Source organism: Staphylococcus simiae (genome assembly GCF_002902085.1).
GTDB classification, from domain to species: domain Bacteria; phylum Bacillota; class Bacilli; order Staphylococcales; family Staphylococcaceae; genus Staphylococcus; species Staphylococcus simiae.
Window position 1 is genome coordinate 1 of record NZ_PPQR01000157.1, and the last position, 18,359, is coordinate 18,359.

The following is an 18,359-nucleotide window of genomic DNA, read 5'->3' on the forward strand; positions in this document are numbered from 1 at the left end:
ATATAGTTTAACACCTTATTCAAAAAAATTAAATTGAACGGTTTAATTTAGTAATGCTTATTTTATTTATAAGCACTTGACTAATCGTAGGAAATAGACAACCAATTTTTATAGCATAGCAAAAAAGCAGTTGATGTTGTGGCATCAACTGCTTTTTAATACGCTTATTTCATTGTCATTGCTCAATTTAGATTGCCTTAGTCAACAATTATTGCTTGTCGACATTAATAACTAGCTTACCAATCATACTATGATTTTCTAATATTTGGTGTGCTTCATACAAATGTTCTGTAGTTAATCCATTAATAACTTGTGTCGTTGTAGGTTGATAATGACCTTCGTCTATATTAGTGGCTATATCTTGTAAATAGTCATGATGTTTAATCATATCACTAGTTTGATATAAAGGTCTTGCGAACATAAATTCATGACTAAACGTAATGCTTTTACTTTTCAATGCGTTTAAATCTTGATTATTTTCAAATGCTACAATCGTCGTAATATGACCTCGTGGTTTCACTAAGTCAATCATCGTGTCGTAATACATATCACTGTTAAACGTACAGAAAATGTAGTCAGGTGCGTCGATATTATGCTCTTTAAATTGTGCTTTTAAGTCTTCTTTATGATTTAACACGATATCTGCACCCATTTGTTTAGACCACTCAATTGATTCAGTTCTTGAAGCTGTTGTAACGACAGTTAAACCATATCTTTTAGCAATTTGTGTCGCAATGCTACCAACGCCACCTGCACCATTAATGATTAATAGCGTTTTACCTTCATTATCCGATGGGTTTGTAGAAATACCAAATGTATCAAATAACGTTTCATATGCTGTCAGACCTGTTAAAGGTAAGCTTGCACTTTGTTCATCAGATATTGTTGTTGGTGCTTTAGCAACTAATACTTCTGGCATAATTTGATACGTTGCATTCGATCCATTAAGATTAGAGGATCCAGAATAGAAAACTTTATCTCCAACTTTAAACATCGTTACTTCTGGACCAATAGCTTCAATGATACCTACTGCATCAAACCCCAATACTCTAGGCTTTTGTGAAACAGGTGCTAAACGTTGCTTGGTATCTACGGGGTTAACACTAATACTGTGTATCTTTACAAGTAATTCATTATGTTGTGGCACAGGTATATCTTGTTCATATGTTTTAAACAGATTACCTTCATTCAACTTAAATGGTTGTTCGAATCCAATCATTGTCATTGACATCATTCATCACCTCTCGTCAATTTCTCTTACTTGTTATTATAATTAAAACTACTACCATTATCATCATTTTAGATAACAGAAAATGTTTACCATTGGTCTAACCTTTTTAATATAACGATGTATAGTGGTTGTATGAAATTTATAATTATTCCGTTACTTTTATGACTTGTTTACCAAAATTATCACCAGTAAATAAGTTTCTAAATGCTTGTGGTGCATGATCAAAACCTTCTTCTACAGTGACTTGTGATTTAATTTTTCCTTGTTGTACCCATTGAGCTAATTGTTCACTTGCAGCTTTAAAGTCACTTGCAAATTCAGCAACTAAGAATCCTCGCATCATAGCTTGTTTTTTAATTAAAGACCCTTGAATACGTGGACCAATGTCTTCTTCAGGATGGTTATATGAAGAAATAGCGCCACATACTGGTATACGGGCAAAGCGGTTTAAATGTTTAAACACTTCATCACCTACGACGCCCCCAACATTTTCAAAATAAACATCGACACCATCAGGTAATGCTTCAGCTAATTTTTCTGCAAAGTCAGCTTTTTTATAATCGACACCAGCATCAAAGCCTAATGTCTCAGTTAAATAGTTTACTTTTTTATCTCCACCAGCAATACCAACGACACGACAACCTTTAATCTTAGCGATTTGTCCAACTACTGATCCTACTGCCCCTGATGCCGCTGAAACAACTACTGTTTCACCTGCTTTAGGTTGACCAATATCTAATAAGCCATGGTATGCAGTTTGTCCTGGCATTCCTAAGACACTTAAATATAAATCTAATGGCACATCTGTTGATGGTACTTTGTTTATTTGTTGTGCTGTCACGTTATTAACAATTCGCCATGGTAACATACCTACAACAATATCACCTTTATTAAAGGTACTATCATTTGATTGTGTTACTTTACCTACAATATGACTAACAATAGGTGCGTTTATTTCAAATGGTTGCACATATGAATCAGCTTTTGTCATTCGACCTCTCATGTATGGATCAACTGACATATATAAAGTTTGAACTTGTATTTCATTATTTGCTAACTCTGGTGTTGTTGTTTCTTCTATTTTAAATGTGTCATCTTGTGGCATACCTTGAGGGATTTGATTAAATAAAATTTGTTTATTTTGCATGATGGTATTCACCTTTCTCTATGTCTATTTTATTATGCATGTTCATGTACTATGTAACGTGCTTTAGCATTATTGATTAATATACTATGCATCGTTATAGCGGAATTACTTGATACTAATACTAGTTAGAACTCAAAGGATTCTATATTAATCTGCATCTATTAAATGCAACTAAGTTATGTGATACAGTGTGTTATTTTTTCCATAAAAAATCAATTAATTCGTTTGCTACATCTTTATTCTCATGTAATTGGCTATGTTGTGCTTTGTTACCAGTATATTTTGACTCATGATATGTTGCTGGACTATTTCCCAGTAAATATTTTAATGATTTAGATGAACTATTCGATACTCGTCCGTCTGAATGCGTCCCATCTTGTAAATCACCATATATATTTAATACTTTAATATTTTTGCCTTTATAAATATCTTTAAGTGCCATTAATTCTTCATACGGTTCGTTCATGCGACTTGGTTTGCCATTGTCGTCAACTGAAATTTCATTTACTTTTTCATTCATATTTAGTACACCGTTAAACGTACCCGCAATGTTTACTTGCTTATTTAATTGCGGTAATGATTTATCATCACCATACGTTTTCATATATTGTGCAAATGTTAAATTTCCCATTGAATGACCTACAAAATTAAATTTTTTAATATGATATTGTTGTTGTAATTTAGTTAATACATTTTTGAACCATTTCGCATTCTGATCTAAATAACCTTGTTTGTTGTTTTCAAGTTCGACTTTGACAATTGGATTAACTGCGTTTTTTGGCAATTTACCTTTAAATGACACCTCACCGTCTTTTGATACCTTTGCCGTAATAATATCTTGAGTCACACCTCTTTGTTCAGCCTGCTTCACCATAAATTTTTCGGAATTAGCACTACCACCATATCCATGTAAAAATAGCGTTGGTATGTCTTGATTAATAAATGCTTGCTGTTGTTTTCGTTTAAATGTTTCATTTTTTTGACTGTTTACAACAGTAACAATAATACCTACTATAATTGCAATTGCTAATAAAGTTGTACCTATAACCCATATTTTTTTCACTTCATTAACTCCCATTCATCTACTTTGTTTATTTAGTATAAATGAAGATACATCAAATTTCCTTTTAATTGTTTTGAAATTCATCAAAAATTTGCTGAAAATTCTAATCGTATGTGGTTTAATCGCGTATACTTTCTCACCTTTATATTCTTAAAAACTGTATAAAACGGCAAAAAGCCTGTCAGTAAAATACTGACAGACACTTTGCTGATTCATTAACTATTTAATTTCTTTACTTTGTGCAAGTTCTTTATACCAATAGGCACTTTTTTTCGGATAACGTTCTTGTGTATCGAAATCGACATAGAATAATCCGTAACGTTTTTCATAACCGTTTGACCAGGAGAATACATCCATTAATGACCATAAGAAATATCCTTTAACATTTGCACCATCATGGATAGCATCTGCAATAGCATTTAAATGTTGTTTAATATAATCAATTCTAGCATCATCATAAACGGTTTTCTCAGATTCGATAAACTCGTCTTTATAACCTAAGCCATTTTCAGTAATGTAAATTTTATGATAATTTGGATAGTCTTTAACAACGCGCATAATTTGATCGTATAAACCTTGAGGATAAATCATCCAATCCCAATCCGTACGTGGTACATCAACATCAAATTCTCGTTGACCTACACCTTTTAGTTGATATTTAGAACCACCTTTATCACCTTTTGAATTATGCGTTATTTCACTTTCACCATCGAAGCCTCTCATCCAATCACTCATATAGTAATTAATACCTAAGAAGTCATTTAAATCTTTGGCAGCATCTAAAATGGCATAATCTTCATCAGTGATATTTAACTTACCACCATTAACAGAAAGTATATGTTGGACACCTTCCATCGTTTCACGAGAATACTTACCTAAATACGTAGCATCTAGAATAAACTTATTATGAATAATATCTTCTAATTCTGCTGCTCTAACATCTTCTGGATTTGAAGGATCATATGGATATTTAGTTGGCAAAGCATGAACAACACCAATTTCTCCATCATAGTTTCCATCTTTAAATAACTTAACTGCTCTAGCATGTGCAACCATCATATTATGATGAGATTGGAATACTTTTTCGAAATCATACTTGATACCTGGTGGGAATTTACCTACTAAATATTGTCCATCACCAATTGGACCAATTTCATTAAATGTAGTCCAATATTTCACTTCTGGAAATTCTTTAAAACAAAATTCTGCATAATCAACAAAGTAATCAATCGTTTGACGATTTAAGAAATCACCATCTGAGTGCAATACTTCTGGTGTATCAAAGTGATGTAAAGTAACAAAAGGTTCGACATGTCGTTTATGACATTCTGCAAATAAGTTGTGATAATATTCAACACCTTTTGGATTTACCTCACCATAACCATTTGGGAAAATACGTGACCAAGCTATTGAAATACGAATACCATTAACACCGAATTTTTCACTTAATTCTAAATCAACTGGATATTTATGATAGAAATCACTTGCTGGTTCTGCTGTATACCAATAATTTTCTTCCAAATATGTGTCCCATGCAACGCGTCCTTTACCGTCAGTATGAGTAGCTCCTTCGGCTTGATATGCTGCTGTTGCTCCACCAAAAATAAAATCTTCAGGTAATTTTTTAGTCATATGAAAAACTCCTATCTTTAATTTTCAAATTGTTGTTGCACAAAATCAAGCGCTGCTTGACCATCACGAGTTAATTTAATATATTCTGCACCTTGTGTTTTAGCTAATTTAATACCTAATTTGTCTGTATCAATTTTAATATCTTCATAATTTGATGCGACTTGTGGTGCTAAAATAACTAAATGGTAATCTTTCATAATATCCATATGCGCACCGTAGCCACCAGCTGCTGCTTTAACTGGTACACCATAATCAGTTGCCGCTTTATTTAACGCATTCGCTAGAAGACCACTTGTGCCTCCACCTGCACATAATACTAAGACATTCGTTTGTTCTGTTATATTAGATGAATTAGTTGCTTCAGATGTTTCATTGCCATCATTATTTGCTTGTGTAGCAGAATTTGACGCTAAGATGGCATCAGCTTTTTTAGTATCAAAATTAGCTGCTACTTTGTCTTGTAAATCTTTATTTCCTTCTACACGACCTTCTTCTTCATCTAAAATTTCACTATCATATACTTTTAAGAATGGGTAATAAATAATGACATCAACAACAATTAATGTAATTGCTAAGACGAATGACCATAATCCAAATCCAGTACCCATAACGATACCTAGGGGACCTGGAGTTGTCCAAGGTAAGTTAACGCTGAAACTATTCATTCCTAATACTTCAACAAATATTTTAAAAATCCAAACGTTAACAATCGGTGCTAAGACAAATGGAATAAAGAACACTGGGTTTAAGACAATCGGTGCACCAAAAAGAATTGGCTCATTGACACCAAAGAATGTTGGAACAACCGCTGCACGACCAATTGCTTTATTACGTTTAGATTTCGTCATCCACATAAACATGAACGGAACAACTAAAGTCGCACCAGTACCACCCATTGTTACGATGAACATTTGTGTACCAGATGTTAAAATTTTATCTGCATGCTCACCTGCTTGAAGTAACTTAAAGTTCGCTTCAACGTTAGCATAAGTAATTGCTGCAATTGCTGGTTCTACAATAGATGGTCCATGAATACCTACGAACCAGAATAATGCAAAGGCACCAAAGATAATTGTAATACCGATCCAACCGTCTGCTGCTGTAAATAATGGTTCAAATAATTTAACAATACCTTCTGCAACATTTGATTGGAATAATCCTCTAATTAATAAATCCAAGCCATATAAAATTAAAATAACAATGGCAAATGGAATTAAATCTTTAAATACTTGAGAAATGTTAGGTGGTACTTCTTTAGGCATTTTAATTGTTAAATTACGTTTAACACAGAAGTTATAAACAATAACTGTAACAAATGCTGATAGGAAAGCTGTTAATAACCCCTTAGTTCCCATAAAGGCACTTAAGAAACCACCATCTTTAGCTGGATCAGATGCTAAAAATAAGAATCCACAAATCGCAGCTAACATTGTTGATATAAAGTTTATTTGATTGGTACTTTCTAACTTTCTGTTGTACGAATCTGTTAACGACTTAGCTGTTGTACCTGCTACTAATAATGCTACAAGCCCCATAGTATAGTTATATGGTTTCATTAAAATAGCTTCCATACCTTTATCCCATTTAAAACCGAAAATATTAGGAACATAAGCTATTAATAAGAACATACTCGAGAATAAGATAACTGGCATTGCTGAAATAAAGCCATCACGAATCGCTCTCAAATAAATATTACGTGATAATTTTTCGAAAAAAGGTTTACCTTTTTCTATTTGTGCAATTAATTTATGCATCAATGCCATCACCCTCTTTTATAAAATTCTAATAAATGTTTCATTAAATCTTTTAATAAAATAGTCGTCATTAAGTGGTCTTGACCATGCATCATTGTGACACTATAAGCAATATCGTCACCTTGTGCTTCTTTAGCTAATAGACTTGTTTGTGCTCTATGTGCATCTGCAATGCATTGATTACCTTCTTCAATGAGTGCTTCTGCTTGTGCAAAATCTCCTGCTTGTGCTGCAGTTAATGCTTCTAAAAATTTAGAACGTGCATCTCCTGCATATGCTACAATTTCAAACCCTAATAATTGGACTTCTTCTCTATTCATCGTATTAACCCCTTTTATACTTAGTTTCTTAATTTCCAAGAAGTGGCAGTATCTTTTAATACTTTGTTTAAGTCGTCAATATTTTTGAATCCAGTTGTACGTAACCATTCACGTGCTGCTTCTTCACCTTGTTCAATGTATACTTGTACAGCACCTGACCATGTTGCACGTCCACATAGTACACCGTTAAATTTAGCACCTGCTTCGTGTGCAAATTTTAATGTTTCTTGGAATAATTCTGCTGATACACCCGCACTTAAATAAATATAAGGTAAGTTAGTAGCTGCATCTTGCTCTTTGAAATGTTGTGCCGCTTCTTCTTTGCTATAAACCACTTCACCTTCTGCAAAGCCTTCAACATATTTCATATTTACTGGTACTTCAACTTTTAAGACATCAACATTAAAACGTGGTTCTGAGAATAACTTCATCGCTTCGTTTACTTTTCTAGGTTTAACTTTCGCAAATTCAACGCTGCCATTATCCGGAATATTATCATCATAAGTTAACACTTCTAAGAAAAATGGAATGTCTTCTGCTACACATTCAGAACCAATTCTTTCAATGTATGCTTTCTTTTGAATATTGATTTCTTCACTATCATCTACATCGTAATAAAGTAAGAATTTAACAGCATTGGCACCTTGCTCTTTTAAACGTTTCGCTGACCACTCTACTAAACAGTCTGGTAAACGTCCTTTAGCATTCACATCATAACCAGTTTTTTCATATGCTAATAGTAAGCCGCAATCTTTATTACGTGCTTCTGAAGCTGGTAAACCATATTCAGGATCTAATAAAATTGATGAAGCATATTGTGTTAGTTCTTCTGCGACTAGGACTTTTAATTGTTCAATTTGTTCGACAGTTGGTTCTTCTGTTTGATGCTTAGCCATCATACGTTTTAATGCACCACGTTGGTCAAAAGCTAATGCTGAAATGACACCTTCATGATTGCTTAATTGTTCAATTGATTGAATTTTTTGACTAGATTTTGCCATTATTTACACCTCTAAAACTTCTATTTGATTAAATAGATTTTGATAATTAGATACATTTACATATCCTGTTTGTGCTTCTTGCGCATTTAACATGCCCAAGGTATTTGCTTTTTTAAGTAATGTTTGGTCATTTTCATGATTAACGACTGCTGAAGTAATACCTGCTACTGTAGAATCACCAGATCCAACTGGATTTAAGACGTTAATCTTTGGAATGGAAACGCGATAATATTGCTCATTATGTTTAGCAAAAGCACCATTGGCACCTAATGAGACAATGATCCATTCAATGCCATCGAATAATGGATTTGCTAATACAGTTTTCAAACTTTCAATATCTTCTTGAATCTGTTGTCCTAATAATTGCGATAATTCTGAAATATTAGGTTTGATTACTGTTGGTTTATATTGTTGCTTTAACACTGCAAGTAATGCTGAACCTGAACAATCTAGCACTACCGGTATTTGACGTTGTTGACATAACTGAATAATTTGAGCATAGTAATCTTGGCTTAGTCCTTTAGGTAAACTACCTGAAATGGCTACTGCCTGTACTTTCGTTAGTAATTCATCTACATGGTGAATGAATCCCCTTGCTTCGTCAGCATCAATGGTTGGACCCTGCTCTAATATCTCAGTTTGTTGTCCTTCATGTAGTATCGCAATACAATTTCTTGTTTCACCTTTGATATTATAAAAAGCGTGATACACATCTGCGTCATCTAATTTCCTAGCAATAAGTTGTCCTAATTCTCCACCAATAAAACCACTAGCTAGTACTGGTTCTTTAAGTTGAGATAATACTCTAGTAACATTTAATCCTTTACCACCAGCTGTTTTACTAACTTCTTCAACTCGATTAACATCGTCTAATGTCAAGGTTTCTAGTGGATAAGATATATCGACTGATGGATTTAAAGTTAAAGTTAAAATCATAAGCGTCGTCCTTTAATCGTGGTATTCGCCTCTGTCCCATTTTTCTAAAAATTCATCAAAGAAATGTGGGTCAGCTTGATCTTTATTACTTGTTTCTAAATGTTCGATTTTAGCAATTAATTTTTTATTTTCTTCAGTCGGTTTATAGTCAGCATTGATAAACGCATCAATAATATCGCACATCAATAGTTCACCTGTAACACGTCCTCCAAAACCAATAACATTAGCATTGAGTTCTTCTTTAGCATATAATGCAGATGTCATATCACGTACAAGTGCTGAACGAATACCTGGCACTTTGTTAACTGCATTATTAATACCTACGCCCGTACCACAAATACAAATACCTAATTCAGCATTGCCATTGACAACCTGTTCCCCAACTTTTTTACCGAATATTGGATAATGTGTTCTTGTGAAATCGTAAGTTCCTACATCAATGACTTCATGTCCTTTTGATTTTAAATGTTCTGAAACTCGCATTTTTGTATCTGTAACAATATGATCGCAACCTAAAGCTATTTTCATTATTTCTTCCTCCTTAGCACATTTTATTAAGCATATCTACACGGATTTGGTGTCTTCCACCATCATATTTACCTTCAACGAAGCCTTTTACGATATTTTTAGCTAGCGTATCACCAACAATTTCTGAACCTAATGTAATGATTCGTGAATTATTATGACCACGAGTCATGTAGGCTGAACGTTCGTCTGATACTTCGGCAGCTATCATTCCTTTTATTTTGGTAGCAACCATAAAACTACCTGCACCATAAGCATCAATGGCAATTCCTAAATTACCTTCTTGTTGCTGTACTGCTTTTGCAATAGCAAGTGTTGAATCAACAAAATCAACTTGTTGTCCTTCTGTTACATCAACTACTTCGTAATGATTGTCTGTTAAATATGTTTTGATGACTTCTTTTAAGCGTTTGCCCGCTGCATCTGAACCGATAATAATAGCCATATTAAGTCTCCTTTATCCTTTGATTTTGAAATACCTTTTATTTATAGCTGTTGATAACGTGTTTAAAGAAAAGGCTTTCAATAGATTACGTTTAAATTATAAACATAAACCAACAATAAATCAACATTATAAGTTGTTATTATGTTGATATTTTAGTTTGTTTAAACAAAAATGTTAGAAAGATGTTAAATTTTTTATTAGTTTAAAGTATTGATGTTGGAATATTGTTTGTTTATTGAGGAACACAACTATATGAAATGAAGTGGAATAGAATGTAATGAAGTGAGTTGGATATTGCGACAATACGCTAAGTTATTTGGGAATGCGATTGAAATAGAATTTCAATAAAATTTATTTCATAATTCCATCCCGGCAAGACCGATTAGATTTGTAAAACATTGATTTATCAACATTTTACAAACCAAACAGTTACTGCCAAATATTTAATTTTAAGTGTATAATATTTTTGTCCAAGGCTGTTTTAGATTATTATTAGTAAATGAATGGCAAATTACCAAAAAAATAAGCAATACTCCGAAGATGTGAGTATTGCTCATACATTTTATTAATATTATTAATTTTGTTAGGCTATTAAATCAACATATTTTTTTATTTCTTCAATTTTATCATTACTATTATTATCCATAATTACAGCTGTTAAATCTGATAAATTACAAAACGTAGTAAAATCTCCTTTACCTACTTTTGTAGAATCCATCAATAAAAAGGTTTCGAGTGAATGATTTAATGCAAGTTGTTGCGTATATGCTTCATCTATTGAAGATGTCATGGCTTCTCCATTTTGAACACCATTACAACTAAAGAACATTTTAGTAAATCTTAAATTTTCTAGTGATGAATTCGTCATTTCACCAACAAATGATTCCGTTATATCTCTCATTTCTCCACCTAGTAAGTATACTCTAAAATTTATACTTTGCTTTTCAAATAAAATTTTAAAAACAGGGTAACAATTGGTAATTATAGTCAATGTTCGATGTTGAATTTCTTCTGCCAGTAGTTCAACTGTTGTACCAGGGCCAAGAAATAATGTGTCTCCATCTTCAATTAGTTGTGCTGCTTTTTTAGCAATATATCTTTTTTCTTCAATATTTTTAGCATGTTTTTCTTTATGTGACATTTCTTTAAACTGGAATACAGAATTACTACGTGCCCCACCATGTACTTTTTTTAAAATACCTTGTTGTTCTAATTCCGCTAAATCACGTCTGACAGTCATATCTGATACATTTAATCCTTCTACAATCTCATTTGTCCGCACAGTGCCCTTTTTATTCACTAGTTTAGCAATTTCTTCTAAACGTTCATGCTTTCTCAATGAACTATCCTCCCCAATGATTCTATATCATCATATTGATTTGTTTATTCAAACATAATTTATGTTTATTCTATATCAAGACTATCATAAAAACTAACATTTTAAGTGATTATAGGAGATATTTTGTATGGTTATTACACATTTATGACTATTATAGTAATTTTAAATTGGTTATATTGTTATATTTATTATACTATTCATTATGTGTTATGTTGATATTAAGGGAAATAAAGACATTAGTGTCAAAAATTTGTGGAGTGATAAATATGAATAATAAAATAGAACAATTAGCAAAAATTATAGCTGATTCAAATAATATTGTCTTTTTTACCGGAGCTGGTGTCTCTGTAGCAAGTGGTATTCCAGATTTCAGATCTGTTGGCGGTTTATATGATGATATTACAGAACAAGGATTTTCTCCTGAATATATGTTAAGTCATGACTATTTAGAAACAGATCCTTTAGGTTTTATGGCATTCTGTCATAGTCGCCTATTATTTGCTGATAAAAAGCCCAACGTGGTTCATCAATGGATTGCCAAATTGGAACAACAAGGTAAATCTTTAGGTGTTATCACACAAAATATTGATGGTCTGCATTCAGATGCTGGTAGTCAACATGTAGATGAATTACATGGTACACTCAATCGTTTCTATTGTCTGTCTTGTGACCAACAATATACTAAAGAAGAAGTTGTTAATCGAAATTTATATCATTGTGAGCAATGTGGTCATGCAATAAGACCTGATATTGTACTATATGGAGAAATGTTGGATGAACAAACGATTTATAACTCACTTAGTAAGATTAACAAAGCTGATACATTAGTTGTCCTAGGTTCTTCATTAGTCGTACAACCTGCAGCAGGTTTGATTTCTAACTTTAATGGACAGCATTTAGTCATCATTAATCGTGATACTACACCTTATGATAACGATGCTACACTCGTTATCAATGATGATATGCTTAATGTTGTTAACCGATTAGAATCATAATGTATGTCAGCCATTAATCTTGACGCTTTATTAATGATCCGGGTTTTTACTTTCATATGATTTAATATTCAACCAATTCACTATTCATTGAGTGAATTGGACTTTTTTGATTGATGCTTAATATATTAAGTTTTATTTAATGGTTGAGACAATAAAATGACTTTTCGTATGTTCAGATGGTTGTACCATATCTATAAAAGCTTCAAATTGCGACATACATGCTAAATGCGTTAAAAACGTTTTTCTATTTTTAAAGACTGATAAAAGGCGAATAATTTAAAATGAAAATTAATTTGAAGCCGAGACTCCTAAGACAGCACCCTTGGAAGCGACCCAACACAGAAAAACTGGTTATCAGAAATAGGTTTTACAGTTTATTAATTCATAATTAACTGCATAAGATTTTCTAGCTATCAAGATAGCAGAAACTCTAACATGCAATGCAGGGACCCAACATATAGAATTTCACCAAGAAATTCTACGGACAATGCAAGTTGGGCAAGGCACCCGTCATAGAAAAATTTTATAAAGGATTACAGTTGACACTATTAGTGCAACTGCATAGGGACCCAACACAGAGAAATTCGTCAAGAAATTCTACGGACAATGCAGGTTGGGCAAGAGCTAGTAAAGATTGTAAATCTTACTAGCTCTAATTGTGCAAGTTAGGATGTGAGGCTTGAAAAAAATTATGTATCAGTCCAATTTGACAGAGAACATTAAAAACTTACATTTCCTATTCAAATAACAAAAAACACCTCGATGCAATATCGAGGTGTTTTGTATATATTGTTCGACAATTAACGTTTTGAGAATTGTGGTGAACGACGAGCTGCTTTAAGACCTGGTTTTTTACGTTCTTTCATACGTGGGTCACGAGTAAGTAATCCAGCACGTTTTAAAGAACCTCTGTATTCAGGATCTGCTTCTAATAATGCACGAGCGATTCCGTGACGGATAGCTTGAGCTTGTCCAGTGAAACCACCACCATTAACGTTTACTAAAACGTCATAGTTACCTTTTGTTTCAGTAACATCAAATGGTTGGTTTAAGTCTAAAATTAATGATTCGAATGGTAAGTATTCGCGTACGTCACGGTTATTAACTGTGATGTTACCTTCACCTGGTACTAAACGTACACGTGCTACTGAGTTTTTACGACGGCCTGTGCCTCTATATTCAACTTGTGCCAAAGTCATTTCCTCCTTCTAATTAACCACGTAATTCGTAGTTTTCTGGTTGTTGTGCAGCGTGTGGATGTTCAGCGCCACCATATACAAATAATTTTTTACCTTGTTTTTCGCCTAAACGAGTGCTTGGTAACATACCTTTAATTGAGTTTTCAATTAAACGTTCTGGGTTAGTTCTTTTTAATTCACCAGCAGTGATTGATTTAATACCACCTGGGTGATTTGAGTGACGATAGTAAATTTTGTCAGTTTCTTTGTTACCAGTGAAATGGATTTTTGATGCATTAATAACGATGACATAGTCACCAGTATCAACATGTGGTGTGTAAGTTGGTTTATTTTTACCGCGTAAGATAGATGCTACTTCTGATGAAAGACGACCTAAAGTTTGTCCTTCAGCATCAATAACATACCATTTGCGCTCAATGTTTGATTCATTTGCCATAAATGTTTGACGCATAATAATTGTCCTCCTATAAATAAATGCTTCTATTCAAGCTATAAACAAGTCCATAACTCAATAGATGATTTCATTAGTTTCATTGTTAAAACGATAAATTTCATTTATTTTGTTAACTGTTGTTCATTTCTGCTTATATATCTTGTAACACAATAAGTTTCCGGGGCTTATCGTGGGGTGGATATAAAACAATACCGTTAATAATCTTATAATTTCATAAGCCTTTTGTCAATGGCAATTAATCATTTTGCAATGATTTTTTACGATGAATTTTTATATTATTGCCAAAGTCATTCGTTAAATCATTATCTTCAAAATAAATATGTTCTAAGTATAGTCCCTCTGCAGGAGCAGTAAAAGGTACATTGTTGCGATTCCTACTTTCTAATAATTTAGGAACATCTTCTACATGTTTCTTCCCTTTACCCACTTCTATTAAGAAAGCTACGAGAACACGTACCATATTATACAGGAATCCTGAGCCTGTCACAATATAATCAAAGCCTTCTTCTGTTTGAACGATTTCGCTTTGATATAACGTTCTTACCTTGCTTTCAACTTCAGTCTTTTGAGAACAAAATCCTGTAAAATCATGTGTACCAATAAATTGTTTAGCCGCTTCGTTCATCTTATCAAGATCCAATGTGTCTGGTATATAGGTCTTCAAACCACTCTGAAACGGATTACGATGTGCAGCTTGATAAACTTTGTAGCGGTACCGTTTACCTAAGCAATCATAACGACAATGAAATTGTTCATCTACAACACTAACTTTAGTTACATAAATATCGTTAGGCAAGGCACTATTCATAGCATATTGCCATTGGCTCGTTGCAATATTAAGTTCTGTATCAAAATGAAAGTATTGTTGCACAGCATGCACACCTCTATCAGTCCTACTTGATGGATGAATTCTGACATGTCGTTTATGCATACGTTGTAGTATTTTTTCAAATTGTTGTTGTACTGTACGTCCTTGTTGCTGAATTTGAAATCCTAAAAAATTACTACCATTATATGTGATTTCTACTAATATACGCACATTTCTACACTCCTGAATATTTAATAACAAATAAGATGATTGCAATTGGAATTAATAGCACTAATGCTATCGTGTCTCTCAGTTGCCATTTAAGCAGTCTGTAGCTCGTTCTTTTTACATTGGCATCATATCCCCTAACTTCCATAGCAATAGCTAATTCTTCTGCTCTTTGGAAAGCTGAGATGAATAGTGGAACTAGTAATGGAATAAATGCTTTAATTCTAGTTGTTATATTTCCCGAACTAATTTCTGATCCCCGTGATTTTTGAGCTAAAATAATTTTGTCTAATTCATCCATTAAAGTTGGTATAAATCTCAATGCTATAGACATAATCATACTAAGTTGATGTACAGGTATTTTTATCCATTTTAATGGGGTTAATAATTTATCAAAGGCATCTGTTAAATCAATAGGACTTGTTGATAACGTCATAAGTGTTGCAACCATCACAATTGCAATTAATCTTAGGGAAATATAAATACCTTCAACTATACCTGTTGTTTCAATAGTAAAGGAATGCCATTGTACTAAAACTTGTCCGCCTTTAGTAAAGAAAACGTGCATTAAAAAGGTGAATATTAAAAAGACAAATATTGGTGTTAACCCCTTAATTAAGAACCAAAACTGAATTTTAGCTAATTTCATAAATAACAATATAAGTGCAAATAGCCATAAATATGTCATTGGTGAATGACAGAAAAAGATTAATATGATAAATAAGAAGACAAATATCAATTTTGCACGTGGGTCTAAATTATGAATCATTGAATTGTTAGGAAGGTAGCGACCAATGATAAGTTTATTCTTCATGTTGCCACTCCCTATACAATGTAACGAATTCTTCCTCAGTTAGCGCAATGTCTTTGAGTGTCGTATGATATTTTTGCTCAAAATCATTTTGTAACTTAACGACATCTGGTAATGCAATATGCCATTCCTCAAAGCATTTTCTATTTTTAAACAGTAATTTAGGTGGGCATTGTTCTACAATAGTACCATTCTTCATAACAACGACTTCATCTGCATAACGTGCTACTTCATTCATATCATGTGAAATTAAAATAATTGTTTTATGTTCTTCAAGTTGTAAATATTTAAATAATTCCATTACTTGCCTTTTACTTTTTGGATCTAATCCTGCAGTTGGTTCATCGACTATAATAATGTCTGGATTCATCGCTAATACAGATGCTATAGCAATTTTACGCATCTGGCCACCTGACATTTGAAATGGTGATTGAGATAAAATATCTCTTTGAAACCCAAGTTCCATTAGCAGTTTATGAGCATAATTTTTCGCTTCTTCAATATCCATATGGAAATTATTTGGCCCAAATACTATTTCTCTTTCTACAGTATCTTCAAATAACTGTGATTCCGGAAATTGAAACACCATTCCTACTTTTTTACGTATAGGTCTAATCACTTTATCTTTAGTTTTGTGAGTTATTAATGTATCGTCAACTAATACAGTACCGCTTGTAGGCTTTAATAATCCATTAATATGCTGAATTAGCGTAGACTTACCACTACCAGTCTGTCCGATAATTGCATAATACTTACCTTGCTCAAATTGAGCGTCTATTTGTTTTAACGCTTCATATTGATACGGCGTACCTTGTTGATAAACATAACTAACTTGTTTAAATTCTATTGTCATAATTTATTAACCAACCCTTCATAAGTCATAAAAGTTGTCTCATTAGTTAATAGTTGATTAATTTTCATTGAAAATGGTAAATCTAATCCAATTGCAGTTAAGTCTTGTGCATTATTAAATATTTCTGTTGGTGTTCCATTTTTAAATACTTGTCCTTGATTCATAACTATGACATGATCAGCTTGCATAGTTTCAGACAAATCATGTGTAATTGAAATAATTGTTATATCATTTTGTTCTTTAACATCTCTAACAAGATTAATTAGGTATCCCCTTGCCTCGGGATCTAACATTGATGTTGCCTCATCTAAAATAATCACTTTAGGATTTAATGCTAAAACTCCTGCAATTGCCACACGTTGTTTTTGACCACCAGATAAAGCACTTGGTTCATTATCAGCTCTTGTTAACATATCTACTTCATTAAGTGCTCCTTGCACTCTGCGATACATTTCATCATGTGGTACAGCTCGATTTTCTAACCCAAATGCAACATCATATTTAACAATTGCTCCCACAAATTGATTATCAGGATTCTGAAATACTATGCCAATATCTCTTCTTGTTTGTTCTAAATTATCTTCACTTAGTGTTTTATTTTGATAAATAATATCTCCTTGATTAGGTAGTTCAATTCCTACCATTAATTTAGCTATTGTTGATTTACCAGAACCATTATGACCTACAATTGAAGTCCATTTTCCTTGTGGGATCGTAAATGAGACGTTATTCAAAGTGAAGGAGGCATCACCTTGGTATTGAAACGTTACATTTTTAAATGATAATATACTGTCTTTATCCTCCACTAGAATCACTCCTTTACGATTGGTTTACTTTTAATATTCTACAATATTTATATAATGGTGTATACGCTATATATGCTTAATTCATACTATTAGTTGTTCGTTAAATTTGCAAATTAAAATATTTATACCAATTTTTAGACAGTCAATTGTTAATTTTAGTGAGCCAATAACTTCAAGTTATATACGTATGTATCATAACTATAAATAAAGGAATTACTGTATTTAATCTAAAATTTGCATATTGTCTTTAAATGAAATCATGTTATAGAAAATTTAAATTTGTAGTTACACTACTAAAACTAAAAAAGGCTCTCTGTCAAATTGGACTGATGTATAAATTTTTTATAGAAGTTAAGCAGCAATTTGTTGTTTAACTTCTTTTTTATTTTCAGGTGCATATAGTTTTGAACATAAAAGAATTCTGTTGCGCAAATGATTGTAATTTCCATAACCAAAAGATGTACGTTTAATAAGTTTGATTTTATTATTAATACCTTCAATAGGACCGTTGGTCAAATTGATATAATTGAAAGTATGTTCGATGAAGCAAGCATGTTTTTTCAATGTTTTAATGGCTGTTTTTAATGATGGATGCAAGTCTGAAAGTTTCAACTGTTCTATGGTTTGTTTAAATGAGTCGAATTGGCTATGTTTCAAGTCATGTCTTAAATTATTAATCACTTCATATGTCTCTTTAAGGGTATCATCTTGGTCTAACAAGTATGTCACGATGCCTTTTTGCGTCTTCCATTCTTTAAACAAAGGTACCTTATTATATTCATACAATTCTAAGTCTTCGGTTGGTTTAAGTA

General features: G+C 32.6%; 19 protein-coding genes. 1 reads left to right on the forward strand and 18 read right to left on the reverse strand.

Annotated features, from left to right (window positions below):
* Nucleotides 1-208: 208 nt before the first annotated feature.
* The 11 genes from CD113_RS12495 to CD113_RS12545 all read right to left on the reverse strand — a co-directional run bounded on the left by CD113_RS12495 (nt 209) and on the right by CD113_RS12545 (nt 11,393).
* Entirely contained in the window at nt 209-1,225 is a 1,017-nt protein-coding gene (locus tag CD113_RS12495) for a zinc-binding alcohol dehydrogenase family protein (protein ID WP_002462550.1), read from the reverse strand.
* 151 nt (nt 1,226-1,376) lie between these two features.
* Nucleotides 1,377-2,378 (reverse strand): NADP-dependent oxidoreductase, encoded by a 1,002-nt coding sequence (locus tag CD113_RS12500; protein ID WP_002462551.1) that lies wholly within the window; start codon nt 2,376-2,378, stop codon nt 1,377-1,379.
* 193 nt (nt 2,379-2,571) lie between these two features.
* Nucleotides 2,572-3,441 carry an alpha/beta hydrolase gene (locus tag CD113_RS12505; protein ID WP_002462552.1) on the reverse strand — a complete coding sequence of 290 codons (870 nt, stop codon included), beginning with the start codon at nt 3,439-3,441 and terminating at the stop codon, nt 2,572-2,574.
* Nucleotides 3,442-3,660: 219 nt separating this feature from the next.
* On the reverse strand, nt 3,661-5,073 hold the full coding sequence (gene lacG, locus CD113_RS12510; protein ID WP_002462553.1) for a 6-phospho-beta-galactosidase: 1,413 nt from the start codon (nt 5,071-5,073) through the stop codon (nt 3,661-3,663).
* Between the two features lie 17 nt (nt 5,074-5,090).
* Nucleotides 5,091-6,830: a lactose-specific PTS transporter subunit EIIC gene (locus tag CD113_RS12515; protein ID WP_088177459.1), complete on the reverse strand. Its 1,740-nt coding sequence runs from the start codon at nt 6,828-6,830 to the stop codon at nt 5,091-5,093.
* 5 nt (nt 6,831-6,835) lie between these two features.
* Nucleotides 6,836-7,147 carry a PTS lactose/cellobiose transporter subunit IIA gene (locus CD113_RS12520; protein ID WP_002462555.1) on the reverse strand — a complete coding sequence of 104 codons (312 nt, stop codon included), beginning with the start codon at nt 7,145-7,147 and terminating at the stop codon, nt 6,836-6,838.
* A 20-nt stretch (nt 7,148-7,167) separates the two neighbouring features.
* On the reverse strand, nt 7,168-8,148 hold the full coding sequence (gene lacD / locus CD113_RS12525; RefSeq protein ID WP_002462556.1) for a tagatose-bisphosphate aldolase: 981 nt from the start codon (nt 8,146-8,148) through the stop codon (nt 7,168-7,170).
* Nucleotides 8,149-8,151: 3 nt separating this feature from the next.
* Nucleotides 8,152-9,084, reverse strand: a complete 933-nt coding sequence (lacC, locus tag CD113_RS12530) for a tagatose-6-phosphate kinase (RefSeq protein WP_002462557.1) — start codon at nt 9,082-9,084, stop codon at nt 8,152-8,154.
* Between the two features lie 12 nt (nt 9,085-9,096).
* Nucleotides 9,097-9,612: a galactose-6-phosphate isomerase subunit LacB gene (gene lacB, locus CD113_RS12535; protein WP_002462558.1), complete on the reverse strand. Its 516-nt coding sequence runs from the start codon at nt 9,610-9,612 to the stop codon at nt 9,097-9,099.
* A gap of 13 nt (nt 9,613-9,625) precedes the next feature.
* Nucleotides 9,626-10,054: a galactose-6-phosphate isomerase subunit LacA gene (lacA, locus tag CD113_RS12540; RefSeq protein WP_002462559.1), complete on the reverse strand. Its 429-nt coding sequence runs from the start codon at nt 10,052-10,054 to the stop codon at nt 9,626-9,628.
* Nucleotides 10,055-10,637: 583 nt separating this feature from the next.
* Nucleotides 10,638-11,393 (reverse strand): DeoR/GlpR family DNA-binding transcription regulator, encoded by a 756-nt coding sequence (locus tag CD113_RS12545; protein ID WP_002462560.1) that lies wholly within the window; start codon nt 11,391-11,393, stop codon nt 10,638-10,640.
* A 266-nt stretch (nt 11,394-11,659) separates the two neighbouring features.
* On the opposite strand from CD113_RS12545, the gene CD113_RS12550 reads away from it, so the two are divergent.
* Entirely contained in the window at nt 11,660-12,388 is a 729-nt protein-coding gene (locus tag CD113_RS12550; protein ID WP_002462561.1) for an NAD-dependent protein deacylase, read from the forward strand.
* Nucleotides 12,389-13,188: 800 nt separating this feature from the next.
* On the opposite strand, the gene rpsI is transcribed toward CD113_RS12550, so the two are convergent.
* The 7 genes from rpsI to CD113_RS12590 all read right to left on the reverse strand — a co-directional run.
* Nucleotides 13,189-13,581 (reverse strand): 30S ribosomal protein S9, encoded by a 393-nt coding sequence (gene rpsI / locus CD113_RS12560; protein WP_002464436.1) that lies wholly within the window; start codon nt 13,579-13,581, stop codon nt 13,189-13,191.
* 19 nt (nt 13,582-13,600) lie between these two features.
* Nucleotides 13,601-14,038 carry a 50S ribosomal protein L13 gene (gene rplM, locus CD113_RS12565; RefSeq protein WP_002464437.1) on the reverse strand — a complete coding sequence of 146 codons (438 nt, stop codon included), beginning with the start codon at nt 14,036-14,038 and terminating at the stop codon, nt 13,601-13,603.
* Nucleotides 14,039-14,276: 238 nt separating this feature from the next.
* Complete coding sequence (gene truA, locus CD113_RS12570) at nt 14,277-15,080, reverse strand: tRNA pseudouridine(38-40) synthase TruA (protein ID WP_002464438.1); 804 nt, start codon at nt 15,078-15,080, stop codon at nt 14,277-14,279.
* Between the two features lie 4 nt (nt 15,081-15,084).
* Nucleotides 15,085-15,891, reverse strand: a complete 807-nt coding sequence (locus CD113_RS12575) for an energy-coupling factor transporter transmembrane component T family protein (protein ID WP_002464439.1) — start codon at nt 15,889-15,891, stop codon at nt 15,085-15,087.
* Nucleotides 15,881-16,741: an energy-coupling factor transporter ATPase gene (locus tag CD113_RS12580; RefSeq protein WP_002464440.1), complete on the reverse strand. Its 861-nt coding sequence runs from the start codon at nt 16,739-16,741 to the stop codon at nt 15,881-15,883. The genes CD113_RS12575 and CD113_RS12580 overlap by 11 nt, the downstream gene beginning before the upstream one ends.
* On the reverse strand, nt 16,738-17,547 hold the full coding sequence (locus CD113_RS12585) for an energy-coupling factor transporter ATPase (RefSeq protein WP_002464441.1): 810 nt from the start codon (nt 17,545-17,547) through the stop codon (nt 16,738-16,740). The genes CD113_RS12580 and CD113_RS12585 overlap by 4 nt, the downstream gene beginning before the upstream one ends.
* A gap of 351 nt (nt 17,548-17,898) precedes the next feature.
* A partial coding sequence (locus CD113_RS12590) for a transposase (protein ID WP_142380922.1) occupies nt 17,899-18,359 on the reverse strand: 461 nt, incomplete at its 5' end.